Origin of the sequence: Bradyrhizobium sp. B117, assembly GCF_038969555.1 — a bacterium.
Classification (GTDB): Bacteria; Pseudomonadota; Alphaproteobacteria; order Rhizobiales; family Xanthobacteraceae; genus Bradyrhizobium.
On record NZ_CP152414.1, the window covers coordinates 444,094 to 460,265 of the forward strand.

Genomic DNA, 16,172 nt, shown 5'->3' on the forward strand with positions numbered 1-16,172 from the left:
GCCGTCAGCCGCCGCATCCAATAGTCTAGTGATGCATGGCTGCAAGGTCATCAGCTCCGGTGCGTGTTTCCCCCCCGCGCGGCGAACCGTTCACTTCACCGGACGCTTCTCGAGCTTCCTTGCCAGCGTGCGCCGGTGCATGCCAAGCCGCCGAGCCGCTTCCGAGATGTTGAAATCCGTCTCGATCAGGGTCTGGTGGATGCGTTCCCATTCCAGAGTCTTGATCGAGGTCGGCCGCGTGTCGAGGGCAACCTCGGCATTGCCTTCGGCCCGGTTGAAGGCGGCCTCGATGTCGTCGGTGTTGGAGGGCTTGGCGAGATAGTGGCAGGCGCCGAGCTTGATGGCTTCAACGGCGGTCGAGATGCTGGCAAAGCCTGTCAGCACCACGATCAGCATCTCCGGATCGTGGGTATGCAGCAGCTCGACACACGCGAGCCCGGAGGCGCCGCCGAGCTTGAGGTCGACCACGGCATGGCCGAAGGAGCGCTCCTCCAGCACTTTCCGCACCTCTTCGATCGACGCCGCCAGCACGACCTCGTAGCCGCGGCGCTCGAACGAGCGTTTCAGCGTGCGCGCGAAGCCGGCGTCGTCCTCGACGACGATGAGCGAGCGGTCAGGTGTCAAACTTGCCTCCGATCGCGAGTGTTGCGAGCGGCAGCGTCAGGCGGACTGTGGCGCCGCGCTTCCTGTGGTTCTCGGCGGTCACGCTGCCGCCGAGCTTGCGCACGACGTTCACCACCAGGAACAGGCCGAGCCCGCCGCCGGCGCGGCCCTTGCTCGACTGATAGGGTTTTCCGAGCTGCGCCAGCATCTCCGGCGCGAAGCCCGGGCCGCGATCGCTGATCGCCAGCACGAGATTGTCGCCCTCGCGCTCGGCCACGAGCTCGACCCAGTCGCGCGAGACCTCATAGGCGTTGTCGAGCACGTTGAAGATCACCTGCTTCAGCGCGATGTCGGAGACGATCGCGACGTCCTCGCCGAAGGTGTTGACGAAATAGAGGGTGCGCGCCGAGCGCGCGTCGCGCCATTCTTCGACCAGCGCGGTGACGAACGCCGTCACCGTGGTCGGCGAGGAGCCTTCGCCGCGCGCTTCGCCGGCCGAGACGAGAATGCCCGTGACGATGGTCTTGCAGCGCTGCAGCGAGGTCTCCATCTCCGAGAGATCCTCGGCGAGCTCCTGATCGGCGGCGAGGTCGGGCATGCGCCGCCAGTCGCTGAGGATCACCGAGAGCGAGGCCAGCGGCGTGCCGAGCTCATGCGCTGCGCCGGAGGCCAGCAGGCCCATGCGGACGATGTGGTCCTGCTCGGCCGCATGCTGGCGCAGCGCGGCCAAGTGCGCGTCGCGCTCCCTCAGGTTTCGATTGATGCGGGTGACGAACACGACCAGCAGCACGGCGTTGAGCACGAATCCGAGCAGCATGCCGGCCACGGTGAGCGTATAAGTCTCGCTCAGCGGATTCGGCGGCAGGTCGAGCGGGCGATAGGCGATCGTCAGCCAGACGAAGCTGGCGCAAGTGAGTGCGACCAGCGACCAGGTCGAGCGGGCATCGAGCAGCACCGCGCCGAGCGTCACCTGGAGCAGGAACAGCGAGGTGAAGGGGTTGGTGGCACCGCCGCTGAGGTAAAGCTGCGCAGTCAGCGCGGCGACGTCGAGCATCAAGGCGACCAGCAGCTCGTTGCTGGAGACCGCGGCGCGATGGCGCACCCAGATCAGGCTGGAGACATTGAGCAGCACCAGCGCGCCGATCACCGCGCCCATCCGCTCCAGGGGCAGGGGAATGCCGAGCCAGAAATGCACGCCGCCGATGGTCACGATCTGGCCGACCACGGCGGTCCAGCGCAGCTGGATCAGCAGCGCCATGTTCTTGCGATTGGTCTCATCGTCGGTCGGTGCAGCGCCGATCAGCTCGCCGCGCGCGTCCGCCTGCGGTTGCAGCGTGACGGCGCTAGCGGCAAGCGTCTGAGTCTTTGCGTCGTCAGGCCTGTTCGACGATCGTTCCAGCATCTGATCCCGTCCTGCGGGCGGCGGCATCGGGCCCGCCTTCCGGTTCGTGGACGAAGCGCCTGCGGCGGAACAGCCCGCCGCCGAATGTGACGAAAAGCTTACCAGCCAGCATGAAAGCCAGGGCAAACCACGTCAGCGCGTAGATCAGGTGGTTATTGGGAAAGCTGATCACGGTCAATCCGCCGATCGGCCCGCCAGCGGTTTGTGATCCGGCGTCAGCATCGACGAAGAACGGCGCGGCGTGGGTGAGGCCGCGTGCAGCCGCAATCTCGGCGACATCGCGCGAATACCAGCGGTTGTGCTGGGGCACGTTGTTCCGGAGGAATCCGCCCTTCGGCTCGTTCATGCGCAAGAGGCCGGTGATCTCGACCTTGCCGTCGGGATTGCCGCCCTGGCGCGTCGATGCGTCACGCTGCTCGGACGGCACGAAACCGCGGTTGACCAAAACCTGCGTGCCGTCATCGCGCTGAAGCGGCGTCAGCACCCAATAGCCCGGACCTTCCTCGGTCACGGCCTGAACCAGCGTCTCGCGGTCGTGCAGGAAGCGGCCGGCAAGGCTGACATGCCGGTATTCGTCGTTCGCGGCGGTGACCGCAGGCCAAGACGCCGGCGCGGGAATCGGCTGCGCTGGGGCGTGGACGCGCTGCTCGACGCGGTCGATCAGCGCCAGCTTCCAGGCGCGGCGCTCGACCTGCCAGACGCCGAGCGCGATCAGAAGGACGAAAGCCGCGAGCGAGAGGACCGTGAGCCACAGGGAGGGCCGTGCGGCCTTGCCGCGCGTCCCCTCTGCCTTGCTCGTCACGGTCCAGGTGTCGCTCACTTCATTCCCGTCATCTGGTGGATCGGCATCATGTTGGTGTTGAGGTGGTTCATCACCCACAGCGAACCGGACAGCGCGATCACCACCATGACGATGGTGAAGATCAGCGCCATCATGCTCCAGCCGTTCTCCGAGGTCGTGTTCATGTGCAGGAAGTAGATCATGTGCACGACGATCTGCACGACCGCGAACGCCATGATGACGAGCGCGGTGATCTGCTTGCTCGGCAGCGCGCCGCTCATCACCAGCCAGAACGGGATCGCGGTCAGCACGACCGAGAGCACGAAGCCGAGCATGTAGGTCGAGAACGTGCCGTGGGCGTGGCTGTCGCCGTGGTGATGGTCGTGCGCGCCGGCTGCGTGGGTATCGGTGTTCATCGCAGGACTCCCAGGAGATAGACGAAGGTGAAGACGCCGATCCAGACCACGTCGAGGAAGTGCCAGAACATCGACAGGCACATCAGGCGGCGGCGGTTGGCCTCGATCAGGCCGAATTTCCAGACCTGCACCATCAGCGTCACCAGCCAGATCAGGCCGCAGGAGACGTGCAGGCCGTGGGTGCCGACCAGGGTGAAGAAGGCGGACAGGAAGGCGCTGCGCTGAGGGGTAGCGCCTTCATGGATCATGTGGGCGAACTCGGTGAGCTCGATGCCGATGAAGGCGAGACCGAACAGGCCGGTGATCGCCAGCCACATCTGGGTCTGGGCGACCTTGTTCTGCTGCATCGTCAGCATGGCAAAGCCGTAGGTGATCGACGACAGCAGCAGCATCGAGGTGTTCACCGCGACCAGGTTCAGGTCGAACAGGTCCTTCGGGGCGGGGCCGGCGGCGTAGTTGCCGCCGAGAACGCCGAAGGTGGCGAACAGGATCGCGAAGATGAGGCAGTCGCTCATCAGGTAGATCCAGAAGCCGAGCGAGGTGCTGTAGCCTTCCGGATGCGGGTGTTCGTCGGCGAGGTAGAACATCGGCTCGCCGGTTTGGGTGGGATTGACAGCGATGGTCATTTACTTGGCTCCGGCGAGCAGTTTGGTGCGCGCGTCCTCGGTCCGGATGACGTCTTCAGCCGGAATGTCGAAGTCGCGGTGATAGTTGAAGGTGTGACCGATCCCGACGGCGAGCATCGCGATGAAGCTCAAGGCGGCCAGCCACCACATGTACCAGATCAGGCCGAAACCCATCGCGGTGGCGAGGCCGGCGAGGATGATGCCGGTGCCGGTGCTGCTCGGCATGTGGATCGGCTTGAAGCCGGTGAGCGGACGCTGATAGCCGCGCTTCTTCATGTCCCACCACGCGTCATTGTCGTGAACGACAGGGGTGAAAGCGAAGTTGTAGTCCGGCGGCGGCGAGGACGTCGCCCATTCCAGCGTGCGCGCATCCCAGGGATCGCCGGTGACGTCCTTGAGCTGCTCGCGCTTGAGGAAGGAGACCGCGAACTGCATCAGCATGCACATGATGCCGAGGAGGACGAGGCCGGCGCCGATCGCGGCGACGACGAACCAGATCTGCAAGCTCGGATCGTCGAACACGCGCAGGCGGCGGGTCACGCCCATCAGGCCGAGCACGTAGAGCGGCATGAAGGCCATGTAGAAGCCGGTGACCCAGAACCAGAACGACAGCTTGCCCCAGAACGGATCGAGCTTGAAGCCGAACGCCTTCGGGAACCAGTAGTTGATGCCGGCGAACGCGCCGAACACCACGCCGCCGATGATCACGTTGTGGAAGTGCGCGATCAGGAACAGGCTGTTGTGCAGCACGAAGTCGGCCGGCGGCACCGCGAGCAGCACGCCTGTCATGCCGCCGATCACGAAGGTCAGCATGAAGGCGATGGTCCACAGCATCGGCAGCTCGTAACGGATGCGGCCGCGATACATCGTGAACAGCCAGTTGAACATCTTCGCGCCCGTCGGGATCGAGATGATCATCGTGGTGATGCCGAAGAACGAGTTGACGCTGGCACCCGAGCCCATCGTGAAGAAGTGGTGCAGCCAGACCAGGTACGACAGGATGGTGATGACCACCGTGGCGTAGACCATCGAGGTGTAGCCGAACAGGCGCTTGCCCGAGAAGGTCGACGTCACCTCGGAGAAGATGCCGAAGGCCGGGAGAACCAGGATGTAGACCTCGGGGTGACCCCAGATCCAGATCAGGTTCACGTACATCATCGCGCTGCCGCCGAAATCGTTCGTGAAGAAATTGGTGCCGACGTAGCGGTCGAGCGAGAGCAGCGCGAGCACGACGGTCAGGACGGGGAAGGAGGCGACGATCAGGACGTTAGTGCAGAGCGAGGTCCAGGTGAACACCGGCATCTTCATCATCGTCATGCCGGGGCAGCGCAGCTTGACGATGGTGCAGATCAGGTTGATGCCCGATAACGTCGTGCCGACGCCGGCGACCTGCAGCGCCCAGATGTAATAGTCGACGCCGACGTCAGGACTGTAGCCGATGTTCGAGAGCGGCGGATAAGCGAGCCAGCCGGTGCGGGCGAACTCGCCGATGAACAGCGAGGCCATCACCAGCACCGCGCCGCCGACCGTCATCCAGAAGCTGAAATTGTTCAGGAACGGGAACGACACGTCGCGCGCACCGATCTGGAGCGGCACGACGTAGTTCATCAGGCCGGTGACCAGCGGCATCGCCACGAAGAAGATCATGATCACGCCGTGGGCGGTGAAGACTTGGTCGTAGTGATGGGCGGGGAGGAAGCCTTCGGAGCCGCCGAACGCGAGCGCCTGCTGCGCGCGCATCATGAGGGCGTCGGCGAAACCGCGCAGCAGCATCACGATGCCGAGGATCATGTACATGATGCCGATGCGCTTGTGATCCACGGTGGTGAACCACTCGCGCCAGAGATAGCCCCAGAGGCGGAAATAGGTGAGGCCAGCGAGCAGAGTGACGCCGCCGAGCGCGACCACCGCGAAGGTGCCGACGAGGATCGGCTCGTGGAACGGCAGCGAATCGATGCCGAGCCGGCCGAAGATGAGCTTGAGAAGATCAGGAGACATGCGAGCTCTCTTTAGGAGTCGGATTTCGGACGTTGTCCGAGGAAGAAGGACGAGGACTTCAGCGGCGCGAAGGTCGGCCGCTTCAGGCCGGCGCCGAGGAGCGGCGCGGTGTCGAGCGGAGCCTTGATCGACGCGGTGCTCTGGCCCTGCGGCGCATCCGGCGTGCAGGTGCCGGCGACGAAGGTCGGCTCGGGTCCGAACACGGTGCCGCGGCGGGCGTGCTTGTCGTAAGTGAGCGGCAGGGTGTTGTTCAGGCCCTCATGGCCGTTGCCGCCCTTGGCGTCGATCGCCATCATCTCGCTCTGGCACATCTTGCCGGTCTCGACGCACATGTTGAGGATCAGGCGGTAGAGATCGGCATCGACCGTGCCGTAGCGGCGCACCGGCTCGTTCTCGCTTGGCTTCTCGAGCTGAAGATATTCAGCGCGGCCGAGCGAGCCGCCGGCCGATTTGGCCTGCGCAACCCAGGCATCGAAGCCCTTGTCGTCGAGGCCCTGGAAGTTGAAGTGCATGCCGGAGAAGCCGGCGCCGCTGTAGTTGGCCGAAAAGCCCTTGTAGGTGCCGGCGTGGTTCACCACGGCGTGGAGCTTGGTCTCCATGCCCGGCATCGCATAGATCTGGCCGGCAAGCGCGGGGATGTAGAACGAGTTCATCACCGAGGAGGCGGTGATGCGGAAGTTGATCGGACGATCGACCGGCGCGGCAAGGTCGTTGACGGTGGCGATGCCGTAGTCCGGATAGATGAAGAGCCACTTCCAATCGAGCGCGACGACGTCGACCTCGAGCGGAGCCTTGGACTGGTCCACGGCCTGCTCCGCCTTGATGCGGCCAAGCGTGCGATAGGGGTCGAGCAGATGCGTGCCCATCCAGGTCAGCGCGCCCAAGCAAACGATGATCAGAAGCGGCGCCGACCAGATCACCAGCTCGAGCTTGGTCGAGTGGTCCCATTCCGGCTCGTAGCGGGCAGAGCTGTTGGACTGGCGGTAGCGCCAGGCGAACAGCACCGTCAGCGCCATCACGGGGACGACGATGAGGAGCATCAGGACGGTGGAAATGATGACGAGGTCGCGCTGCTGGGCAGCGATGTCGCCGGCTGGCGCCAGCACGACGTAGTTGCAGCCGCTGAGCGCGACTGCCAGGGGTAGTAGCGCCAGGATCTTGAGACGAGACACGGGCCGAGCCTTTGAGAATGAGTTTCCTTTGCGGGGCCAACGGGTAGCTGCGGCGCAACAATCCGGACATTGGACAATTTGTCCAATGTTGCAGTGCGGGATGTTGGGTCAGACAGGGCCAGATTGCCTGGCATCCGCCGGGCGGTCGGCTTTGGTTTTCAGGACGTTAAGGGCGCACGAATGGCGACGGCACAGACCCCCGCAATGGCAGACCTCCACTCGGGCGAGCACGGCCACGACCAGGCCAGTCCCGGCGAGATCGCCATCGGCGTCATCATCGGCCGCACCTCGGAATTCTTCGACTTCTTCGTGTTCGCGATCGCCTCGGTGATCGTGTTCCCGCGCCTGGTCTTTCCGTTCACGAGCGAGCTGACCGGTACCCTCTATTCCTTCATGATCTTCGCGCTGGCCTTCATGGCCCGGCCGATCGGCACCGTGATCTTCATGACCGTCGACCGGAGCTACGGCAAGACTGCCAAGCTGGTGTCGGCGCTGTTCCTGCTCGGCACCGCCACCGTGGCGCTCGCGTTCCTGCCCGGCTATCACGACATCGGCGTCGCCGCGATCTGGCTGCTGGCGCTGGCGCGGATCGCGCAGGGTCTAGCCTGGGGCGGCGCCTGGGACGGCATGGCTTCGCTGCTGGCGCTGAACGCGCCGCCGTCCAAGCGCGGCTGGTACGCGATGGTGCCGCAGCTCGGCGCCCCGCTCGGGCTGATCGTGGCGAGCGCGCTGTTCGCCTATTTCGCCGGCAACCTGTCGGCCGACGATTTCTTCGACTGGGGCTGGCGCTATCCGTTCTTCGTCGCGTTTGCCATCAACGTCGTGGCGCTGTTCGCCCGCCTGCGCATGGTGACGACCGAGGAATACGCCTCGCTGTTCGAGACCCGCGAGCTCCAGCCCTCGCGTATCTCCGAGACGGTGGCGCGCGAAGGCCAGAACATCATGCTCGGCGCGTTCGCGCCGCTGGCGAGCTTTGCGCTGTTCCACATGGTGACGGTGTTTCCGTTGTCCTGGGTGTTCCTGTTCACCCGCGAGAGCCCGGTGCGCTTCCTGATCATCGAGATCGTGGCCGCCGTGTTCGGCGTCGCCGCGATCGTGGCCTCCGGCATCATCGCCGACCGCGTCGGCCGCAAGTCGCTCCTGATGGGATCGGCGATCGCGATCGCGATCTACAGCGGATTCGCCCCGCAGCTGCTCGACGCCGGCGCGTTCGGCGAGACCATCTACATGGTGATCGGCTTCATCCTGCTCGGCCTGTCGTTCGGGCAGTCCTCGGGTGCGATCGCCTCGAACTTCCGCCAAGCCTATCGCTACACCGCCTCGGCGCTGACTTCCGACATGGCCTGGCTGTTCGGCGCCGGCTTTGCGCCGCTGGTCGCGCTGCTGCTCGCCACCAATCTCGGCGTCATCGCCTCGGGTGCGTATCTGCTGTCAGGCGCGTTCTGGACCCTGCTCGCGCTCTGGCTCAGCGGCCAGCGCGAGGCCGGCGATATGGACGCGGGGGCCTAAGGCAAGTAGCCGCGATAAGCGCTCTTGTAGGGTGGGCAAAGGCGCGCAGCGCCGTGCCCACCACCTCTCAATGATTGCGTCTGGGAATGGTGGGCACGCTACGCTTTGCCCACCCTACGGCAGCGAGATTTGTAGCTCCAGATCCCGGGTTCGCTGCTCAAGCCCGCCCCGGAATGACGCGCGCTTAGCGCGCCTCAATCCGCCACGATCTTCACGCGGTCGCGCACCTTTACCTGCGCGGTGCGGTCGAGGCCGTTCAGCACACGAAACCGCTCGGCGGGGTGATCGATGCTGGCCATGCGGTGGGACAGCGATTCCACGGTGTCGCCCGGCTGCACGGTGATGACCTTGATGCGCAGCGGGCGCGCGGCCTGGATCTCGTCGAGCGTCAGGCGGCGGAACGAGTTGACTGTCTCGCGCGCGTTGCGCTCGCTCTCGGTCGATTTCTGCCGGGCCGCGAAGATGAAACGGTAGACGTCGCTGCCGAACCGCAGCGCGTAGACCTTGAACTGCCACTGGTCGCCCTTGGCGGTGACCGAGGCAGCCGGAAAACCGTTGATGGAGATGTCCTCGGTCGAGGCCTTCTCGACGCCCTCCATCCAGCCGGAATTGAGGTAATCGCCGAGCGACTGCTCGGCCGGCACGCGCACGACGTCGAAGCGCATCGCCTGCGAGCCGCCGTCGCGCACGCCGATCACCGCCTGCGCGGTGTTGTCGAGCGTGAAATTATCCGGCGCCTGGAAGGTGAAGCCGAGCTTGGGATGCAGGAATCTGCGGCCGCGGACGAAGCCTTCGCTGGGGTCTTCGCCGTAGACGAGGTTGTCGATCGCGGCGAGGTAGCTCTCGCGGTCGCGTTCTGCGCCCTCGGGCGCAGTATATTGCCGCGCGATGGTCTGTGCATTCTGCACGCGCTCCGGGGTAGCCGGATGCGACGAGGTGAAATCCTGCGCGCGCGGATCGAGCGAGGTCTTGCCGGCCTTCAGCTCCGCATTGCGTTCCATCGCCGAGAGGAAGCGTGCGGCACCATAGGGATCGAAATGCGCCTTGGCGGAAATGCCGACGCCGATGCCGTCGGCCTCGAACTCCTGATTGCGCGAGAAGCTCGCCATGGTGAGCTTGGTCTTGGCGAGCGCAAGCGCAGTGAGATCGGGATCGTTGCTCATGTCGGTGACGACACGGGTGACGATCGCGGCCTGGCGCGCCTGGTCCTCGCGCATCGCGGCGTGCTTGGACAGCACATGCGCCATCTCGTGGCTCAGCACGGAGGACAATTCCGAGGTGTCGCTCGCAAGCGCCAGCAGGCCGCGCGTGACATAGAGCTGGCCGTTCGGCAGCGCGAACGCGTTCACCGCGCCGGAATTGAGGATGGTGACCTTGTAGCCCTGGTCAGGGCGGTCGGACGCTGCGACCAGCCGGTCGACGGTCTTGCTGACGAGCGCCTCGAGCTTGGGATCGTCATAGGTGCCGCCATAGCTCGCCAGGATGCGCTCATGCTCCTTCTCGGTGGCGGGGGTCTGCGCGACGGCCGGCTTCGGCTTGGGCATCGCCACGGTCGGCGGGGCGGCTGCGGTCTGGAACCGGTTCATGTCGCCGCAACCGGCGAGAGCGGAACCCAGCAGGAGGCAAAGCGCTGCCGGCGCAGCCCGTAGGCGGCGGCAATCACCTCGTCTGTGCCGTTCTAGCACCCCATTCACGTCGATTAACCCGTGCCCGGCCGTTAAGGCCTTACCCCAGTAGGCTCGTTTGCGCCCAGCAATTCAACCTGTCCCAAGAGACGCACATCGATACGCGGCCCCGTCGTTCCCTCAATCCAGCCCCGGACTCGAATCCGTCGATTCTCCAAGGACTTAAGGGCGATCCCCGCGCCCTCGAAGGTCGGTAACGCGCGCTTTGAAATAGTCACGGCAAAGCCGCGTGTCCAGTTCCGTCCGAAGTTGAGGTATGTCATTGCCCCAGCTTGCCGGACCGACAGGACTTTGCCCTCGACCACCATAAAGCGCCCGATCCCTGCCAAAATATCGTCCGAACTTTCCGCGTTTTTTATGGCCGACGGGTCAGCCCAGCTGCCCATTTTTTGGCGCCGGGCCTCGGCCTCCGCCGCCATCAGGGCCGCGGCGCAGTCCTTGTCCGTGATCTCGGCGGAGACGATTGCGTCGCCCTGGGCGAGCAGCGTGGCCTGCACGGAGATGTCGCTTTCGCCGATGAACATGAGGGCGCCTTGCCGGCCGTAGCGGTCGGGCGTGTCGTCGGTGCCGCGCAGGATCACCTCGCGGCCGGCGAGCAGTGACGTCAACGTCTGCTTGGTCGCCGCCGTCGCCTCGATTCCGGTGAGGCGCACCTCGCGTCCGTCATCGAGACGCACGCTGCGCGCATCGACGATTCCCGCGACACGGCCCTCGCCCTGCGTGTCAAACTGGCACGGCGCGGCGAGCGCGGCGTGACCCGCGACGAGAAAAAATGCGACGATGAGATGAAGCCGTTGCGTCACGTGTCCCGGAGAGGTTGCGTTATGGTTCGACTTTAACCCATGCGCGCTGGAGCGCGAAGAGGCTTCCACACACGCCGTCATTGCGAGCCAACGGGGCCGCGCGTCGCGCGGACCCGTTGGCTCGCAATGACGTGGAAACATTTCGCCGTACTTCACCATTCCGCTTTGCGGAAAACATGGGCGACCATCATGCGCTTGCAACGTCTGCCGTGCTTGCTGCGCTGTCGCCCATGCGGCATGATCGCGGCAATAACAATTGCCAAGAGCAATAACCAAGCCGCCATCAGAGCAACGGCGCGATAACGGGAGGTCTTTTCCATGAAGCATATTTTGTCGGGCATTTTCGCCGCCGCGTTGGCGCTCAGCGCAAGCGCCGCGCAGGCCCAGGACAAGCCGCCGCTGAAGATCGGCGGCATCCTCGACATGTCGAGCCTCTATGCCGACATCACCGGTCCCGGCAGCGAGACCGCCGCGAAGATGGCCGTTGAGGATTTCGGCGGCGAGGTGCTGGGACGCAAGATCCAGGTGCTGGCGGCCGACCATCTCAACAAGGCAGACCTCTCCGCCAACATCGCGCGCGACATGATCGACAATCAGGGTGTCGAGATGATCTACGACGTCGCGGCCTCCGCGACCGCGCTTGCCGCCGGCGAGATCGCGAAAGCGCGGGGCAAGATCATCATGTTCAACGGCCCGGGCTCGATCCGTCTCACCAACGAGGCCTGCGGTCCCTACACCATCCATTACGTCTTCGACACGTTCGGCCAGGCCAACGTGACCGGCCTTGCCGCGGTGAAGTCGGGTCTCGACACCTGGTTCTTCCTCACCGCCGACTATGCCTTCGGCCAGGACCTGGAGAAGGACACCAGCGCCGTCGTGACCAAGACCGGCGGCAAGGTGCTCGGCAGCGTACGCCATCCGCTCAACACGTCGGACTTCTCGTCGTTCCTGCTCCAGGCGCAGTCGTCCAAGGCCAAGGTGATCGGGCTCGCCAACGCCGGCGGCGATACCGTCAACGCCATCAAGCAGTCGGCGGAATTCGGCATCATGAAGGGCGGCCAAAAACTGTCGCCACTGCTCGCCTTCGTCACCGACATCGACTCGATCGGGCTGGAGACCGCGCAGGGCCTTCTGCTGGCGGAAGCGTTCTACTGGGACATGAACGATGAGACGCGCGCCTTCTCGAAGCGCTTTCAGGAGCGCGTGAAGCGGCCGCCGACCTCGGCGCAGGCCGGCGTCTACTCCTCCGTGACGCATTACCTGAAAGCCGTGAAGGCGGCCGGCACCACCGATGCTGCCGCGGTGATCAAGGTGATGAAGGAGACGCCGATCAACGACTTCTTCGCTCATAACGGCAAGATCCGCGAGGACGGCCGCATGGTCCACGACATGTATCTGTTCGAGGTGAAGAAGCCTTCGGAATCCAAAGGCCGCTGGGACGATTACAAGCTGCTCGCCACCGTGCCCGGCAGCGAGGCGTTCCAGTCGCTGGAGCAGTCGCGCTGCCCGCTGGTGAAGAAGTGACGGCGTGACCAGCGAGCCAAATAACTGGGTGTCATCCCGGGGCGCGACGAAGTCGCGAGCCCGGGATCCATAACCACCATCGTGAGTATGGATTCCGGGCTCGCGCCAAGAGGCGCGCCCCGGAATGACGGAGCAAAATCGAAGCATCGAACAAGAGGCAAACACCCATGAACGACATGGTCCTGCAAAAGCTCGAAGGCGGGCTGCTCACCATCACCATGAATCGCCCGGAGCGGAAGAACGCGCTCAACCCCGAGATGGTGGCCGGTCTCGTCGAGGCGGCGCGGCGCGCGGCTGATGATCCCGAGGTGCGGGCGGTGCTGTTCAAGGGCGCGGGCGGCTCGTTCTGTGTCGGCGGCGACGTCAAGTCGATGGCGGCCGGCCGCGCGCCGCTGCCGTTCGAGGTGAAGATGGCGAACCTGCGCCGCGGCATGGAGGTCTCGCGCATCCTGCACCAGATGCCGAAGCCCGTGGTGGCGCAGCTCGACGGTGCGGCGGCCGGCGCCGGCCTGTCGATGGCGCTGTCCTGCGACCTGCGCATCGCCAGCGAGTCCTGCAAGATCACGACCGCCTTCGCAAAAGTCGGCTTCTCCGGCGATTACGGCGGCACCTATTTCCTGACCCAGCTGCTTGGCAGCGCGCGGGCGCGTGAGCTTTATCTGATGTCGCCGGTGCTCACCGCGAAGGAAGCGCATGCGATCGGCATGGTGACGAAGGTCGTGCCCGACGCCGAGATCGACACTGCCGCGCACGAGCTCGCGCTCGCGCTGGCGCAAGGCCCCTCGATCGCGCTCGGCTTCATCAAGCGCAACATCAACAATGCCGAGCATCTTGCGCTGGAAGATTGCTTCGATGGCGAGGCGATCCACCACACCCGCTGCGGCGACACCGAGGATCACAAGGAGGCCGCAAAGGCCTTCGTCGAGAAACGCAAGCCGACCTTCAAGGGCGCATGACCATGGCGCCCTATATGCGGCTGCGGCAGATCTGCCTCGTCGCGCCCCAGCTCGCGCCCGTGATCTCGGATATCGCGGAGATCATGGGCCTCGCCGTCTGCTACCGCGACGGCAATGTCGCCAAATACGGCCTGGAGAATGCGCTGCTCCCGGTCGACACGATCCTGCTCGAGGTGGTGGCGCCGTTCAAGGGCGGCACCGCGGCCGGCCGCTTCATCGAGAAGACCGGCGGCCGTGGCGGCTACATGGCGATCTTCTGCTGCGACGATCCCGATGAGCGTGGCCGCAACGCCAATGCGCTTGGCGTGCGCACCGCCAATGTGATCGACCACGCACCCTATCACGGCGTCCAGCTCCACCCGCGCGACTGCCGCGCCGCCTTCATCGAGTTCAACCACACTGAAGGTAGCGACGATATCTTGGGCGCCTATCCGCCGGCGGGGCCGGACTGGCAGAACTACATCCGCAAGGATGTGACGGAGGCGCTGACTGCGGTGGAGATGCAGAGCCCCGATCCGCAGGGACTGGCGGAGCATTGGGGGAAGATCATCGGTGTTGAGGCCGACAAGGCCGAATTGAAGCTGCCCAATGCGACCTTCCGTTTCGTGAGGGGCACCAGCGAGATTATGAGCGCGCTGGAGTTCCGCGTGGTCGACGTCGCAAGCGTGCTGCATGCGGCCAAGGCGAAGGGTCTGGCAGTGGCGGGCAATGAGTTCCTACTGGGTGGGGTGACGTTCCGGCTTGTTGCTTGACCACTTGCGACATTTCTCGTTGTGTCGTCATGCCCGGGCTTGTCCCGGGCATCCACGTTCTTGTCCGTCGTTGAGAGGCAGGACGTGGCCGCTGCGGGCGTGAAGAACGCCGTCATCATCTCATCCGGTTTTGCGGAAGAAGGCGGTGACAGCGCGGCGATGCAAGCTGCGATCGCGGCGCTGGCGAGGCGCACCGGCATGCGGATCTCCGGCCCCAACGCCGAGGGCTTTTTCAGCCAGATGCAGCGCGTGGCCGCGACCTTCAGTCCCGCCGTGGACGTCAAGCCTGATGTGGTGCCGCTGATCGCCACGGCGAAGCGGATCGGCATCGTCGCGCAGAGCGGCGGCATCGGCTTTGCGTATTATCATCGCGCCAAGGCGCTCGGCATCGCCGTCAGCTATGTCGTCAGCGCCGGCAACGAATCCGATCTCGGTGCCGGCGAGTTCCTGGATTACCTGGTGCAGGACGCCGCGACCGACGTGATCCTGCTGTTCATCGAGGGCATCCGCGACGTCGACAAATTCCTCGCGGCAGCACGGCGCGCTGCGGAGGTGAAGAAGCCGGTCATTGTCACGAAGGTCGGCCGCTCCGGCGCCGGGATGCGCGCCGCGGCGTCGCATACGGCGAGCATGGCGGGATGGTCAGCGGCCTACGACGCCGTGTTCGCGAAATACGGCTTCATCGTCTCGGACGATCTCGACGAGGCGCTGACGATCGCGGCGGTGCTGGCGAGCAATCCGTTGCCGCAAGGCGACCGCGTCGCTGTGGTCACCGTCTCCGGCGGCGCCGGCATCTGGGGCGCCGATGCGGTGGCGCTGCGCGGCTTGCAGGTGCCCGAACTGTCCGAACTCATCCAGGCGGAGATCAAGACGCTGATGCCGTCCTACGGCACCGCGCGCAACCCGATCGATGTGACCGCGCAAGGCGTCACCTCCGGCGGCTTGCAAAGGAGCGTCGATCTGCTGACCGCCTCCGACGAGGTCGATGCGATCCTGGTCGTACTGTCGCTGTCGAGCGAGGTCCGCAAGCCCTTCAAGGAGGAGGAGCTGACGCCGGTGCTGGCGGCGCGGAAGAAGCCGGTGGTGTTCTATTCCTATACGGTGCCGTCCGACTTCGCCCGCCGCGAGCTCGCCAAATCCGGCGTCGTCGTGCTCTCGGGGCTCACTCATGTCGGCGTCGCGATGCGGCAGCTCGTCGATTACGCAAAATTCAGCCTGCCCAAGCCCGCGCACGAAATGCGGCTGCCGGCGCGCGATCTCTCCGCGCATCTGACATCAAAGGCTCTGTCCGAGGCAGACAGCAAGGCGTTGCTCCGCGCCGCCGGCATCGCGCTGCCGGACGAGGTGCTGGTGAAGGAAAAAACCGGGCTCGACGATGCGGTCGCTAAAATCGGCTTTCCGCTGGTGATGAAGATCCAGTCGCCGGATATCGCGCACAAGAGCGAAGTCGGCGGCGTGCGCGTCAACATCACCACCAAGGGCGAGGTGTTTCTGGCGTTCGAGGCGCTGTTGGCCAATGCGCGCAAGCATAAGCCGGAGGCGACGCTCCAGGGCGTGCTGGTGAGCCCGATGGCCAAGCGCGGCGTCGAGATCATCGTCGGCACGATGACGGATACGACCTTTGGCCCGATGATCATGGTCGGCCTCGGCGGCATCACCACGGAGTTGTTCCGCGATGTCGTCTATCGCCCGGCGCCTGTCAGCGCGGAGGAGGCGGGCGCAATGCTGGCGGGCCTGAAAGCCGTGCCGCTGTTGAATGGTTTTCGCGCAGCGGCAAAGGCGGATGTGTCGGCGCTATCGCAGTTGATCGCCGATATCTCCCTGCTCGCCGCGCGGCATGCGCCGGAGATCGCGGAGATCGAGCTCAACCCGGTGCTGGTGCACGGCGAAGGCCAGGGCGTGACCATCGTCGATGCGCTGGTCGTGCGGCGGACGTAGATCGCCA

At 65.0% G+C, this 16,172-nt stretch carries 15 protein-coding genes; 5 read left to right on the top strand and 10 right to left on the bottom strand.

Features of this window, described 5'->3' with window-relative positions:
- Window positions 1–90 precede the first annotated feature (90 nt).
- Genes AAFG16_RS02090 through cyoA form a run of 7 tightly spaced genes read right to left on the bottom strand, consistent with a single transcriptional unit; the run spans window position 91 to window position 6,998 of the window.
- Window positions 91–624 (bottom strand): response regulator transcription factor, encoded by a 534-nt coding sequence (locus AAFG16_RS02090; protein ID WP_027565016.1) that lies wholly within the window; start codon window positions 622–624, stop codon window positions 91–93.
- Entirely contained in the window at window positions 614–2,005 is a 1,392-nt protein-coding gene (locus AAFG16_RS02095) for an ATP-binding protein (protein ID WP_342736930.1), read from the bottom strand. Before AAFG16_RS02095 ends, AAFG16_RS02090 begins: the two co-directional genes overlap by 11 nt.
- Window positions 1,977–2,825, bottom strand: coding sequence for an SURF1 family protein (locus AAFG16_RS02100; RefSeq protein ID WP_342736932.1), 849 nt, complete (start codon window positions 2,823–2,825; stop codon window positions 1,977–1,979). The genes AAFG16_RS02095 and AAFG16_RS02100 overlap by 29 nt, the downstream gene beginning before the upstream one ends.
- Window positions 2,822–3,202, bottom strand: coding sequence for a cytochrome o ubiquinol oxidase subunit IV (gene cyoD, locus AAFG16_RS02105; RefSeq protein WP_283083362.1), 381 nt, complete (start codon window positions 3,200–3,202; stop codon window positions 2,822–2,824). Before cyoD ends, AAFG16_RS02100 begins: the two co-directional genes overlap by 4 nt.
- Window positions 3,199–3,828: a cytochrome o ubiquinol oxidase subunit III gene (cyoC, locus tag AAFG16_RS02110; RefSeq protein ID WP_027565013.1), complete on the bottom strand. Its 630-nt coding sequence runs from the start codon at window positions 3,826–3,828 to the stop codon at window positions 3,199–3,201. The genes cyoD and cyoC overlap by 4 nt, the downstream gene beginning before the upstream one ends.
- Window positions 3,829–5,826, bottom strand: a complete 1,998-nt coding sequence (gene cyoB, locus AAFG16_RS02115; protein WP_283083363.1) for a cytochrome o ubiquinol oxidase subunit I — start codon at window positions 5,824–5,826, stop codon at window positions 3,829–3,831.
- Between the two features lie 11 nt (window positions 5,827–5,837).
- A complete protein-coding gene (gene cyoA / locus AAFG16_RS02120) occupies window positions 5,838–6,998 on the bottom strand; it encodes a ubiquinol oxidase subunit II (protein ID WP_342736936.1) in 1,161 nt (386 codons plus the stop codon).
- A 180-nt stretch (window positions 6,999–7,178) separates the two neighbouring features.
- Between cyoA and AAFG16_RS02125 the strand changes: the two genes are divergently transcribed.
- Window positions 7,179–8,507, top strand: coding sequence for an MFS transporter (locus AAFG16_RS02125; protein WP_283083365.1), 1,329 nt, complete (start codon window positions 7,179–7,181; stop codon window positions 8,505–8,507).
- 194 nt (window positions 8,508–8,701) lie between these two features.
- On the opposite strand, the gene AAFG16_RS02130 is transcribed toward AAFG16_RS02125, so the two are convergent.
- The 3 genes from AAFG16_RS02130 to AAFG16_RS02140 form a co-directional block, all read right to left on the bottom strand.
- A complete protein-coding gene (locus AAFG16_RS02130; RefSeq protein WP_283083366.1) occupies window positions 8,702–10,093 on the bottom strand; it encodes a M48 family metalloprotease in 1,392 nt (463 codons plus the stop codon).
- A gap of 131 nt (window positions 10,094–10,224) precedes the next feature.
- Window positions 10,225–11,076, bottom strand: a complete 852-nt coding sequence (locus tag AAFG16_RS02135) for a thermonuclease family protein (RefSeq protein ID WP_342741102.1) — start codon at window positions 11,074–11,076, stop codon at window positions 10,225–10,227.
- Window positions 11,077–11,147: 71 nt separating this feature from the next.
- The gene (locus AAFG16_RS02140; RefSeq protein ID WP_342736939.1) at window positions 11,148–11,315 is read right to left on the bottom strand and encodes a hypothetical protein; all 168 of its coding nucleotides are present in this window, start codon (window positions 11,313–11,315) and stop codon (window positions 11,148–11,150) included.
- On the opposite strand from AAFG16_RS02140, the gene AAFG16_RS02145 reads away from it, so the two are divergent.
- From AAFG16_RS02145 to AAFG16_RS02160, 4 genes are all read left to right on the top strand, one after another.
- Complete coding sequence (locus AAFG16_RS02145) at window positions 11,314–12,519, top strand: ABC transporter substrate-binding protein (protein WP_342736941.1); 1,206 nt, start codon at window positions 11,314–11,316, stop codon at window positions 12,517–12,519. The genes AAFG16_RS02140 and AAFG16_RS02145 overlap by 2 nt on opposite strands.
- Window positions 12,520–12,686: 167 nt before the next feature.
- Window positions 12,687–13,475 (top strand): enoyl-CoA hydratase, encoded by a 789-nt coding sequence (locus AAFG16_RS02150; protein WP_283083370.1) that lies wholly within the window; start codon window positions 12,687–12,689, stop codon window positions 13,473–13,475.
- A gap of 2 nt (window positions 13,476–13,477) precedes the next feature.
- Entirely contained in the window at window positions 13,478–14,227 is a 750-nt protein-coding gene (locus AAFG16_RS02155; protein WP_283087143.1) for a hypothetical protein, read from the top strand.
- Between the two features lie 84 nt (window positions 14,228–14,311).
- Window positions 14,312–16,165, top strand: a complete 1,854-nt coding sequence (locus AAFG16_RS02160) for an acetate--CoA ligase family protein (RefSeq protein ID WP_342736945.1) — start codon at window positions 14,312–14,314, stop codon at window positions 16,163–16,165.
- Window positions 16,166–16,172 lie beyond the last annotated feature (7 nt).

Excerpts from the sequence above, each read along its gene's own strand:
- AAFG16_RS02150 (WP_283083370.1), top strand. The coding sequence starts at position 12,687 with ATGAACGACATGGTCCTGCAAAAGCTCGAAGGCGGGCTGCTCACCATC.
- cyoB (WP_283083363.1), bottom strand. The coding sequence starts at position 5,826 with ATGTCTCCTGATCTTCTCAAGCTCATCTTCGGCCGGCTCGGCATCGAT.
- AAFG16_RS02095 (WP_342736930.1), bottom strand. The coding sequence starts at position 2,005 with ATGCTGGAACGATCGTCGAACAGGCCTGACGACGCAAAGACTCAGACG.
- AAFG16_RS02125 (WP_283083365.1), top strand. The coding sequence starts at position 7,179 with ATGGCGACGGCACAGACCCCCGCAATGGCAGACCTCCACTCGGGCGAG.
- cyoD (WP_283083362.1), bottom strand. The coding sequence starts at position 3,202 with ATGAACACCGATACCCACGCAGCCGGCGCGCACGACCATCACCACGGC.
- cyoC (WP_027565013.1), bottom strand. The coding sequence starts at position 3,828 with ATGACCATCGCTGTCAATCCCACCCAAACCGGCGAGCCGATGTTCTAC.
- AAFG16_RS02135 (WP_342741102.1), bottom strand. The coding sequence starts at position 11,076 with ATGACGGCGTGTGTGGAAGCCTCTTCGCGCTCCAGCGCGCATGGGTTA.
- AAFG16_RS02130 (WP_283083366.1), bottom strand. The coding sequence starts at position 10,093 with ATGAACCGGTTCCAGACCGCAGCCGCCCCGCCGACCGTGGCGATGCCC.
- AAFG16_RS02140 (WP_342736939.1), bottom strand. The coding sequence starts at position 11,315 with ATGGAAAAGACCTCCCGTTATCGCGCCGTTGCTCTGATGGCGGCTTGG.
- AAFG16_RS02155 (WP_283087143.1), top strand. The coding sequence starts at position 13,478 with ATGGCGCCCTATATGCGGCTGCGGCAGATCTGCCTCGTCGCGCCCCAG.
- AAFG16_RS02145 (WP_342736941.1), top strand. The coding sequence starts at position 11,314 with ATGAAGCATATTTTGTCGGGCATTTTCGCCGCCGCGTTGGCGCTCAGC.